Source organism: Deltaproteobacteria bacterium GWC2_65_14 (assembly GCA_001797615.1).
Taxonomy (GTDB): Bacteria; Desulfobacterota; Deferrimicrobia; order Deferrimicrobiales; family Deferrimicrobiaceae; genus GWC2-65-14.
The window spans coordinates 3,267-15,207 of sequence record MGPV01000050.1; the positions used below are offsets into that span (position 1 = coordinate 3,267).

6 protein-coding genes (1 of these 6 running past the window's edge) are annotated in these 11,941 nt (G+C 64.3%); all 6 read left to right on the forward strand.

Annotated elements, in window-relative coordinates; all coding sequences use genetic code 11:
* Window positions 1-262 carry the 3' portion of a 50S ribosomal protein L7/L12 gene (locus A2X88_05595; protein ID OGP33544.1) on the forward strand. It extends 116 nt beyond the left edge of the window, so 262 of the gene's 378 nt are visible here — the last part of the coding sequence; its start codon lies off the left edge, out of view; the stop codon is at window positions 260-262.
* 85 nt (window positions 263-347) lie between these two features.
* Window positions 348-4,457, forward strand: a complete 4,110-nt coding sequence (locus tag A2X88_05600; protein OGP33545.1) for a DNA-directed RNA polymerase subunit beta — start codon at window positions 348-350, stop codon at window positions 4,455-4,457.
* 40 nt (window positions 4,458-4,497) lie between these two features.
* The gene (locus A2X88_05605) at window positions 4,498-8,643 is read left to right on the forward strand and encodes a DNA-directed RNA polymerase subunit beta' (protein OGP33546.1); all 4,146 of its coding nucleotides are present in this window, start codon (window positions 4,498-4,500) and stop codon (window positions 8,641-8,643) included.
* A 77-nt stretch (window positions 8,644-8,720) separates the two neighbouring features.
* Window positions 8,721-9,092 carry a 30S ribosomal protein S12 gene (locus A2X88_05610; protein ID OGP33547.1) on the forward strand — a complete coding sequence of 124 codons (372 nt, stop codon included), beginning with the start codon at window positions 8,721-8,723 and terminating at the stop codon, window positions 9,090-9,092.
* A gap of 158 nt (window positions 9,093-9,250) precedes the next feature.
* Complete coding sequence (locus A2X88_05615; protein OGP33548.1) at window positions 9,251-9,721, forward strand: 30S ribosomal protein S7; 471 nt, start codon at window positions 9,251-9,253, stop codon at window positions 9,719-9,721.
* A 41-nt stretch (window positions 9,722-9,762) separates the two neighbouring features.
* On the forward strand, window positions 9,763-11,844 hold the full coding sequence (locus A2X88_05620) for a translation elongation factor G (protein OGP33549.1): 2,082 nt from the start codon (window positions 9,763-9,765) through the stop codon (window positions 11,842-11,844).
* Window positions 11,845-11,941: the final 97 nt, after the last annotated feature.

Genomic DNA, 11,941 nt, shown 5'->3' on the forward strand with positions numbered 1-11,941 from the left:
GTTCGCCCACGGCGCGGCGCCCGGCGCAGCTCCTGCCGTCGCGGAGGAGAAGACCGAGTTCGACGTGGTCCTGACCGATTTCGCCGACAAGAAGATCCAGGTGATCAAGGTGATCCGAGAGCTCACCGGCCTGGGGCTGAAGGAAGCGAAGGACCTGGTCGAGGGAGTGCCGAAGCCGGTCAAGGAAGGGGTCGACAAGAAGACCGCCGAGGAAATGAAGAAGAAGATCGAAGAGGCCGGGGGCAAGGCGGAGATCAAGTAGGCATCGGACCGGTCGAGGAACCAGGGCGGGGGACGGCTGGCGTCCTCCGCCCCTCAACTATCGCCGAGTGCCCCGGGGTGAGAAGATGGCGTATCTGGATTATAGCAACCGCGTGAAGCGGATCGACTTTTCGAAAATCGGCAAGGTGATCGAGATACCGAACCTGATCGAGGCGCAGCAGGAGTCCTACTACGATTTTCTGCAGATCGACGTCCCTCCGGCCCAGCGGAAGGACAGCGGGCTGCAAACGGTCTTCAAGGGGATCTTCCCGATTCACGACTACAACGGGAGAGCCTCCCTCGAGTTCATCTCCTACGCCATCGGCCAGCCCAAATGGAGCGAGGACGAGTGCCGCGAACGGGGGATGAACTACGCCGCCCCGATCAAGGTGACGGTGCAGCTCGTCATCTTCGACGTGGACGAGCGGACGAATGCGCGGACCATCCGGGACGTCAAGGAGCAGGAGGTCTTCTTCGGGGAGATCCCCCTCATGACGGACCGCGCGACCTTCATCATCAACGGGACCGAGCGGGTCATCGTGAGCCAGCTGCACCGCTCCCCCGGGGTGTTCTTCGAGCATGACAAGGGAAAGTCCCACGCCTCCGGCAAGGTGCTCTTCTCGGCCAGGATCATCCCGTACCGCGGCTCCTGGCTCGACTTCGAGTTCGACCACAAGGACATGCTCTTCGTGAAGATCGACCGGAAGCGGAAGTTCCCCATCGCGATCCTGCTCCGGGCGATCGGGATGAGCACGCAGGAGCTTCTCCGCACCTTCTACGAGGTCGAGGAGGTGACCATCGAGGGGGACCGGTATACCAAGAATTTCCGGCCCGAGCTGATGACCGGCCTGAAGATGCCGGTGGAGATCCGGCATCCCGGGACGAATGAAATCGCCTTCAAGAAGGGGACCAAGGTCAGCAAGAAGCGGGTGGAGCGGTTCGAGGGGGTCGCCTTCGGGACCGTCTCCATCCCTCTGGACGACCTCCTGCAGAAAGTCGTCGTCTCGGACGTGGCGGATCCGGAGACCGGGGAGGTCCTCCTCGAGTGCGGGGGGCAGATCACCGAGGATTCGCTCGGAACGATCCGGGAGAGGAAGATCCAGACCCTTTCCGTCTTCACCCTCGAGAACTCCGACCGGGCGATCTGGGAAGGGCTGGTGAACGACAAGATCCGGGACCGGGACGAGGCCTTGAAGGAGATCTACAAGAAGATGCGCCCGGGCGATCCCCCCACCAAGGAGGCCGCCGGGGCGCTGTTCGAGAACATGTTCTTCAACCCGGACCGCTACAGCCTCTCCCGCGTGGGCCGGCTGAAGCTCAATCACAAGCTCGGCGTTTCGGACGAGGAACTGGACACGACGGTCCTCCGGTACCAGGACATTCTCCGGGTCATCCGGTACCTGATCAACCTGAAGAACGGCTTCGGGGAGGCGGACGACATCGACAACCTCGGAAACCGGCGCGTCCGGACCGTGGGGGAACTGATCGAGAACCAGTTCCGGATGGGGCTGGTCCGCGTCGAGCGGGCGATCCGGGAGAAGATGAGCCTGCAGGATATCGAGACGCTGATGCCGCACGACCTGATCAACGCGAAGCCGGTCTCGGCGGTGATCAAGGAGTTCTTCGGCTCGTCCCAGCTGTCGCAGTTCATGGACCAGACGAACCCGCTCTCCGAGGTGACGCACAAGCGGCGGGTCTCCGCCCTCGGGCCGGGGGGACTGACCCGTGAGCGGGCGGGGTTCGAGGTCCGGGACGTGCACCCGACCCACTATGGCCGGATCTGCCCGATCGAGACGCCGGAGGGGCCGAACATCGGGCTGATCGCATCGCTCTCCACCTTCGCACGGGTAAACGAGTTCGGGTTCATCGAGACCCCCTACCGGGTGGTCCGGGATGGAACGGTCACGAAAGAGATCGTCTACCTCTCGGCGATGGAAGAGGAACGGCACGTGATCGCACAGGCGAACGCGCAGCTGGACGGGACCGGACGGTTCGTTCGGGAGGTGGTCATCGCGAGGCAGGAGGGGGAGTTCGCGATGGTACGCTCGTCCGAGGTCACCCTCATGGACGTCTCCCCGAACCAGCTCGTCTCCGTCGCCGCCTCCCTCATCCCCTTCCTGGAGCACGACGACGCGAACCGGGCGCTGATGGGGTCGAACATGCAGCGCCAGGCGGTGCCGCTGCTGCGGACCGAGCCTCCCTTCATCGGGACCGGGATGGAATCGGTGGTCGCGAGGGACTCGGGTGCCGCCATCATCGCGCGCCGGGGGGGGACGGTGGAGTCGGTCGACGCCCGCCGGATCGTGATCCGGCCAAACGAGCCGGACAAGGCCGGGAAATACGGGGCGGACATCTACAAGATGGTGAAGTTCCGCCGATCGAACCAGAACACCTGCATCAACCAGAAGCCGATCGTGAAGCTCGGGCAGAATGTGAGGGCGGGAGAGGTGATCGGGGACGGTCCTGCCACGAGCGAGGGGGAGCTTTCCCTCGGGCGGAACGTGCTGGTCGCCTTCATGCCCTGGAGGGGCTACAACTTCGAGGATTCCATCCTCGTCTCGGAGAAGATCGTCAAGGAGGACATCTTCACCTCGATCCACATCGAGGAATTCGAGTGCGTCGCCCGGGAGACGAAGCTCGGCAAGGAGGAGATCACCGACGACATCCCGAACATCAGCGAGGAGTCGCTCAAGGACCTCGACGAGAGCGGGATCGTGCGGATCGGGGCCCGGGTGAAGCCGATGGATATCCTCGTGGGGAAGGTCACCCCGAAGGGGGAGACCCAGCTCTCCCCCGAGGAAAAGCTGCTCCGCGCGATCTTCGGGGACAAGGCCGGGGACGTGAAGGATTCCTCCCTGCGGGTTCCTCCCGGAATCGAGGGGATCGTCATCGACGCGAAGGTGTTCATCCGCAAGAGCGGAGACCGGGACGAGAGGGCCCGGGTCTTCGAGGAGAGGGAGACGGAGCGGCTGCTCCGCGACCAGGACGACGAGATCCGGATCATCCTGGAGACCGCCTACGGAAAGATGCGGAACCTGCTGGTCGGGAAGACTTCCGCGACGAGGCTTACCTCCGAGGACCGCTCGGAGGTGCTGCTGTCCAGGAAGAAGAAGATCACCGAGGAGCTGCTGGAGGAGATCCCGAAGGAGATGTGGGCGTCGATCTCCGTGGAGGAGGATGAGACGGTCCGGGAGCGGCTGGCGGACATTTCACAGGTCGCCCAGGACCAGGTGAGCCTCCTGCGGGCGCTGTTCGAGGAGAAGATCTCGAGGCTCCAGAAGGGGGACGAGCTTCCCCCCGGCGTCCTGAAGATGGTGAAGGTCTACATCGCGATGAAGCGGAAGCTTTCCGTCGGGGACAAGATGGCCGGCCGTCACGGGAACAAGGGGGTGATCTCCCGGATCGTGCCGGAGGAGGACATGCCCTACATGGAGGACGGGACTCCCGTCGATATCGTCCTCAATCCCCTGGGGGTTCCCTCCCGGATGAACGTCGGCCAGATCATGGAGGCGCATCTGGGGTGGGCCGCACGCGGGTTGGGGGAGAATCTCCAGCACATCCTCGAGCGGGAGTACGGGCCGAAGGCGCTCCGGGAGGGATTCCTCAAGATCTACCGGTCCGAAAGGTTCGCGGAATATCTCGACTCCCTGACCGACGACGAGGTCCGAAGCGCAGCGGCGCGGCTGTCCCAGGGGGTGTTCATGGCCTCCCCGGTCTTCAGCGGGGCGAACGAGCAGGAAATCCGGGAGATGCTGCAGGCCGCGGGGCTGCCGGACTCCGGGCAGACGCTGCTCTTCGACGGCATGACGGGGCTTCCGTTCGAGCAGCGGGTCACGATCGGGGCCATGTACATGATGAAGTTGCACCACCTCGTGGACGACAAGATCCACGCCCGCTCCACGGGACCCTACTCGCTGGTGACCCAGCAGCCGCTGGGCGGGAAGGCCCAGTTCGGGGGGCAGCGGCTCGGGGAGATGGAGGTGTGGGCCCTGGAGGCTTACGGGGCCGCCTTCACGCTCCAGGAGTTCCTCACCGTGAAGTCGGACGACGTGCCCGGACGCGCCCGGATGTACGAGGCGATCGTGAAGGGAAACTTCTCGCTCGAGCCGGGACTGCCGGAGTCCTTCAACGTGCTGATCAAGGAGCTCCAGGCGCTCGGACTCGACGTGGAACTGCAGAGCGGAAACGAACAATAGGCCGCGATCGAGGCTGCGGAATAGAAACGGGAGGCCCGAAGTGGAAGACCTTTTCCCTCGATTTGAAAAGCCGAAGGATCCGATCGATTTTACCGGTATCCGGATTTCCATCGCATCTCAGGAGCAGATCCGGAAGTGGTCCCACGGGGAAGTGAAGAAACCGGAGACGCTGAACTACCGCACCTTCAAGCCGGAGCGGGACGGCCTCTTCTGCGCGAAGATCTTCGGCCCGATCAAGGACTACGAGTGCAACTGCGGGAAGTACAAGCGGATGAAGCACCGCGGGATCGTCTGCGAGAAGTGCGGCGTGGAAGTCATCCAGTCCAAGGTCCGCCGGGAGCGGATGGGGCACATCGAGCTGGCCTCCCCGGTGGCGCACATCTGGTTCCTGAAGAGCCTTCCCAGCCGGATTGCCACCCTCCTCGACATGCCGATGAAGGAGATCGAGGCGGTGATCTATTTCGAGAAGTTCATCGTCCTCGACCCCGGAAAGACCGACCTGCAGCCGATGGAGGTCCTGTCGGAGTCCCGCTACCGTGAGAAGAAAGAGGAGCACGGCGACGCGTTCCAGGCCGGCCTGGGCGCCGAGGCGGTGCTCACCCTTCTGAAGAGGCTCGACCTCGACAAGCTATCGGAGCAGCTGCGCCGGGATATGGTCGACACCGCCTCGGAGGCGAAGAAGAAGAAGATCTCGAAGCGGCTCAGGATCGTCGAGGCGTTACGGGACAGCGGGCAGCGTCCGGAGTCGATGGTCCTCGGGGTCATCCCGGTCCTTCCGCCCGACCTGCGTCCCCTGGTGCCGCTGGACGGGGGACGCTTCGCCACCTCGGACCTGAACGACCTCTACCGCCGGGTGATCAACCGGAACAACCGGCTCAAGCGGCTGCTCGACCTCTCCGCCCCGGAGATCATCATCCGGAACGAGAAGCGGATGCTGCAGGAGTCGGTGGACGCCCTGTTCGACAACGGCCGCCGCGGGAAGCTGATCACCGGTTCGAACAAGCGGCCGCTGAAGTCGCTCTCCGACATGCTGAAGGGGAAGGGGGGACGGTTTCGCCAGAACCTGCTGGGGAAGCGGGTCGACTACTCCGGCCGCTCGGTGATCGTGGTGGGGCCGGAACTCAAGCTCCACCAGTGCGGGCTTCCGAAGAAGATGGCGCTGGAGCTCTTCAAGCCCTTCATCTTCAACAAACTGGAGGAGCACGGGTACGCGACGACGATCAAGGCGGCCAAGAAGATGGTCGAGCGGGAGAAGCGGGAGGTCTGGGACGCTCTGGACGAGGTGATCCGCCAGCTTCCCGTGATGCTCAACCGCGCGCCGACGCTCCACCGGCTGGGAATCCAGGCCTTCGAGCCGGTCCTGATCGAGGGGAAGGCGATCCAGCTCCATCCGCTGGTCTGCACCGCCTTCAACGCGGACTTCGACGGCGACCAGATGGCGGTCCATGTTCCGCTGTCCGTCGAGGCCCAGATGGAGGCGCGGGTCCTGATGATGTCCACGAACAACATCCTCTCGCCCGCCCACGGGAAGCCGGTGATCAGCCCCACGCAGGACATCGTCCTGGGGATCTACTACCTGACCCGCCCTCGGGAGGAGGCCACGGGCGAGGGGAGGGCCTTCGCCTCTTTCGACGAGGTGCGGATCGCCTACGACGCCGGGGCCGTGGGGCTCCAGGCCAGGATCCGGGTCCGGGTGGACGGGAAACTCACGGAGACCACCGTCGGGCGGGTGCTGCTCAACGAGGTCGTCCCTCCCGAGGTTCCCTTCTCCCAGGTGAACAAGGTCATGAAGAAGCGGGACCTTGCGGATCTGATCGACGTCGCCTACCGGAACTGCGGGCAGAAGGCGACGGTGATCCTCTCCGACCAGCTGAAGAAGCTGGGGTACCAGTACGCGACCCTCTCCGGGATCTCCATCTGCATGAACGACATGAAGATCCCGAGCAACAAGAAAACGCTGCTGGACAAGGCGACCGCGGAGGTCGAGGCGGTCGTGGAGGAACACCGGAACGGCCTCATCACGAACGGGGAGCGGTACAACAAGGTCGTCGACATCTGGTCGGCGGCCACCGAGCAGATCGCCTCCGAGATGATCCGGGAGATGGGAACGGAGATCATCAAGACGAAAGCGGGGAAGGAAATGAAAGTCCCCAGCTTCAACCCCATCTACATGATGGCCGATTCCGGCGCCCGGGGCTCCGACAAGCAGATGCGTCAGCTGGCGGGGATGCGGGGGCTGATGGCGAAGCCCTCCGGCGAGATCATCGAGACGCCGATCACCTCGAACTTCCGCGAGGGGCTCACGGTGGGGCAGTACTTCATCTCCACACACGGTGCGCGGAAAGGACTGGCGGATACCGCGCTGAAAACGGCGAACTCCGGGTACCTCACCCGGAGGCTGGTCGACGTGGCCCAGGACTGCATCGTCGTCGAGAGGGATTGCCAGACGCTCGACGGAATTCACGTCCGGGCCCTGATCGAGGGCGGGGAGATCATCGACCGGCTCTCCGACCGGATCCTGGGACGGGTGGCGCTCGAGGACCTGTTCAACGCCGACGGGGAGCTGCTCGTGTCGGCGAACGAGGAGATCACGGAAGAAACGGCCCGGCAGATCGAGATGTCCGGGATCGACGAGGCGAAGATCCGTTCCGCCCTGACCTGCGAAAGCAAGCGGGGGGTCTGCGCGCTGTGCTACGGCCGGGACCTCGCACGGGGGAAGATGGTGGCGGATGGGGAGGCGATCGGGATCATCGCCGCCCAGTCGATCGGGGAGCCCGGGACCCAGCTCACGATGCGGACCTTCCACATCGGGGGAACCGCGTCCCGGTTCGTCGAGCAGAGCTACATCCAGGCGAAGCACCCCGGGAAGGTCCGCTTCCAGGGCCTCACCGTGGTGAAGAACAAGGAAGGGAAGCAGGTGGCCATGAACCGGAACGGCTACCTGGTGGTGCTGGACGAGAACAACCGGGAGCGGGAGAAGTACCAGATCACCTACGGCGCGGCCCTCATGGTGAAGGGCGGGGAAAAGGTGAAGGAGGGGCATCGGCTCGCGGAGTGGGACCCCTACAACATTCCGATTCTCACGGAGGTCAGCGGGATCATCAAGTTCGGGGACATCATCGAAGGGGGCACGATGCGGGAGCAGGTCGACGAGGTGACCTTCCGCTCGACCCGCGTGATCATCGAGCCCAGGGATCTCGACGCCCGTCCCCGGATCTCGATCAAGGACAAACAGAACAAGACACTGAAGCTGCCGGGATCCAGCAGCGACGCGCGCTATCTGCTGCCGATCGGTTCCAACATGTTGGTGGAGGAGGGGCAGGAGGTCCTCGCCGGCGACATCATCGCGAAGATACCCCGGGAGACCACCAAGACGAAGGACATCACGGGGGGGCTGCCACGGGTCGCCGAGCTGTTCGAGGCCCGGAAGCCGAAGGAGTTCGCGATCATCGCGGAGATCGACGGGGTGGTCCGGCTCGGAAAGGACTTCAAGGGGAAACGGAAGATCCAGGTCGTTCCGGAGATCGGAGAACCCCGGGAGTACACCATCCCGCGCGGGAAGCATATCACCGTGCACGACGGGGAGCGGGTCCGCGCAGGCGAGCCGCTCATGGACGGGTCGCCCAATCCGCACGACATCCTGCGGGTCCTGGGGGACAAGGAGCTCGCCCGGTTCCTCGTGGACGAGATCCAGGAGGTCTACCGCCTCCAGGGGGTCCGGATCAACGACAAGCATATCGAGGTCATCGTCCGGCAGATGCTTCGGAGGGTGAAGATCAGCGAGCCGGGGGCCACGAACTTTCTGGTGGGCCAGAGCGTCGAGAAATCGATCTTCCGGGAGGAGAACCAGAAGATCCTGGAGAACAAGGAGGAGCCCGCGAAGGCCGATCCCCAGCTGCTGGGGATCACGAAGGCCTCCCTCTCCACGGAGTCCTGGATCTCCGCCGCCTCGTTCCAGGAGACGACGAAGATCCTCACCGACGCGGCGGTGCACGGGCGGGTGGACAACCTGGCGGGGCTGAAGGAAAACGTCATCATGGGACGACTCATTCCCGCGGGAACCGGAGGGCAGATCTACCGGATGGTCGCCATGGAGGCGGATCCCCCGCTCCCCTCCGAGGTGAAGGAGGAGTCGGAGGAGATCCCGATGAACGGGGAGACAACGGAAGAGGAAGAAGTCGGTTGACAAGGGGAAACGGGTCATGGTAATTTAACGTTTTTACGTCTTCAGGAAATAGCCGAAGGTTCGGGGAAAGGTGAGGAATGCCCACGATCAATCAGCTGGTCCGGAAGGGACGCAGGGCGGTGGCCTACCGGAGCGATTCCCCCGCGCTGGAGAAATGTCCCCAGAAGCGGGGAGTCTGCCTGCGGGTGTACACCACGACTCCCAAGAAGCCGAACTCGGCCCTCCGGAAGGTCGCCCGCGTGCGCCTGACGAACGGGGTCGAGGTGACCGTCTACATCCCGGGCGAGGGGCACAACCTCCAGGAGCACTCCGTAGTCATGATCCGGGGGGGCAGGGTGAAGGACCTCCCCGGCGTGCGGTACCACATCATTCGCGGAAAGCTGGATTCCGTTGGTGTCCAGGACAGACGGAAGTCGCGGTCGAAGTACGGAGCCAAGCGACCCAAATAGCTTTCCCTAACCGTTGCACGGGCAGTACCGGCCTATTCCCGGCGCTTCCGCCGGAACGGGAAACAGTTCGATCGGCACCTTCGTCGGGGGAGACGATCCCCGCATGAGGGTGGCTGTTTGCGTGGGAACGACGGACACACGTTGAGGAGGTTTGTCTGATGCCGAGGCGGGGGTTGGTTACAAAACGGGAAATCCGGCCGGATCCGGTGTTCGGGGATCCGCTCGTGGCGAGGATGATCCACGGGGTCATGCGGAACGGGAAGAAGAGCGTGGCGGAGAAGGTCGTCTACGGGTCGCTGGAGATCCTCCGGGACAAGACGAAGGAGGAGCCGGTCTCGGTCCTCAAGAAGGCCATCGAGAACATCAAACCCGTGCTCGAGGTCAAGTCGCGCCGGGTCGGCGGAGCGACCTACCAGGTCCCCATCGAGATCCGGCCGGAGCGGCGCCTCGCACTGAGCATCCGGTGGCTGATCGGTTTCGCGAGGGATCGCGGGGAGAAGACGATGGTGGACCGTCTCTCGGCGGAGCTGCTCGACGCCTTCCACAACCGCGGCCTGACGGTGAAGAAGAAGGAAGACACCCACAAGATGGCGGAGGCCAACAAGGCCTTCGCGCACTACCGCTGGTAACGGGCGGCCGATTCCCCGGAGAGGCGGAGAGGAAAGGGAACGTGGCAAGAGCGATCGCGCTGGAAAAGACCCGAAACATCGGGATCATGGCCCATATCGACGCCGGCAAGACGACGACGACCGAGCGGATCCTGTATTACACGGGCGTTTCCCACAAGATGGGGGAGGTCCACGAAGGGACCGCGACGATGGACTGGATGGAGCAGGAGCAGGAGCGTGGGATCACGATCACCTCCGCGGCCACGACCTGCTCCTGGAGGGAACATCGGGTCAACATCATCGACACTCCCGGTCACGTGGACTTCACGATCGAAGTGGAGCGCTCGCTGCGCGTCCTGGACGGCGTCGTGGCGGTATTCTGCGCGGTGGGAGGGGTCGAGCCCCAGTCCGAGACCGTCTGGAGGCAGGCGGACAAGTACCGGGTCCCGCGCCTCGCGCTGGTGAACAAGATGGACCGGACGGGAGCCGATTTCGAGCGGGTCATCCGGATGATGCGGGAGCGGCTCGGGGCCAACCCGGTGCCGGTGCAGCTTCCGCTGGGGTCCGAGGAGCAGTTCCGGGGGATCCTCGACCTGGTCGGGATGCGGGCCCTGGTGTGGGACGAGGACATCCTGGGGGCGAAGTACCGGGTGGAACCGATCCCGGAGGAATACCGGGAGCAGGTCGACGCCGCGCGAGAGCGACTGCTCGAATCGCTGGCCGACGTGAACGACTCCCTCCTGGAGAAGTACCTTTCCGGCGCCGGGATCGAGGTCGCCGAGCTTGCGGGGGCGATCCGGCAGGCGACGATCGGGCTCAGGATCATCCCGGTGCTGTGCGGGACCGCCTTCCGGAACAAGGGAATCCAGCCGCTGCTGGACGCCGTGATCGATTATCTCCCCTCCCCGCTGGACATCCCCCCCGTCGAGGGGATCGACCCGAGGGATGATTCGGTCGTCCTCCGGAAGCCGTCGGACGACGAATTCTTTTCGGCCCTGGCCTTCAAGATCATGACCGACCCCTACGTCGGGCAGCTCACCTTCCTCCGCATCTATTCCGGATCCCTGAACTCGGGCGACCAGGCCTACAACCCCACCCGCCAGAAGAAGGAGCGGATCGGGCGGCTTCTGAAGATGCACGCGAACAAGCGGGAGGAGATCAAGTCGGTGTACGCGGGGGACATCGTCGCTTGTGTGGGGCTGAAGAACGCCTACACGGGGGATACCCTCTGCGCCCCGGACCACGAGATCGTCCTGGAGTCGATCACCGCCCCCGAGCCGGTCATCGCGATCGCGATCGAGCCGAAGACGAAGGCGGACCAGGAGAAGCTCGGCATCTCCCTCCAGAAGCTGGCGACGGAGGATCCCTCCTTCCGGGTGAAGGTCGACGAGGAGACCGGGCAGACGCTGATCTCGGGGATGGGCGAGCTCCATCTCGAGATCATCGTCGACCGCATGATGCGGGAGTTCAAGGTCGAGGCGAACGTCGGGCGGCCGCAGGTGGCCTACCGGGAAACGGTGACCCGGAGCGCGAAGCGGGAGGGCCGCTACATCCGGCAGACCGGCGGGCGGGGGCAGTTCGGGCACGTGTGGATCACCGTGGAGCCGAACGAACAGGGCCTGGGTCTCGAATTCGTGAACAAGATCGTGGGAGGGACCGTCCCCCGGGAGTATGTCCCGGCCGTGGAGAAGGGGGTCCGCGAGGCGTCGGAAAACGGCGGTGTCGCCGGATACCCGGTCGTGGACGTCAAGGTGACCCTCGTCGACGGATCGTACCACGAGGTGGATTCCTCGGAGATGGCGTTCAAGATCGCCGGCTCGATGGCCTTCAAGTCCGCCTGCGCCGACGCCGCTCCCGTGCTCCTGGAGCCGGTCATGGCGGTGGAGGTCGTCTCCCCCGATGAGTACATGGGAGACGTGATCGGCGACCTGAGTGCGAGAAGGGGACGGATCCAGAAGATCGGGTCCCGCGGGAAAACCCAGGTGATCGCCGCCCACGTCCCGCTCGCGGAGATGTTCGGATATGCCACCGACCTGCGCTCGAAGACGCAGGGGAGGGCCACATACACCATGCAGTTCGACCATTACGAGCCCGCTCCCGTCTCGGTGAGCGAGGAAGTCGTCGCGAAGGTGAAGGGCGCCTGACGGGACACCCCGCGAAAGGGAGGAAACGCTATGGCCAAGAAGAAGTTCGAGCGGAAGAAGCCTCACGTGAACGTGGGGACGATCGGCCACGTGGATC

Coding starts and splice junctions, on each gene's coding strand:
- A2X88_05600 (OGP33545.1), top strand. CDS start 348: ATGGCGTATCTGGATTATAGCAACCGCGTGAAGCGGATCGACTTTTCG.
- A2X88_05615 (OGP33548.1), top strand. CDS start 9,251: ATGCCGAGGCGGGGGTTGGTTACAAAACGGGAAATCCGGCCGGATCCG.
- A2X88_05610 (OGP33547.1), top strand. CDS start 8,721: ATGCCCACGATCAATCAGCTGGTCCGGAAGGGACGCAGGGCGGTGGCC.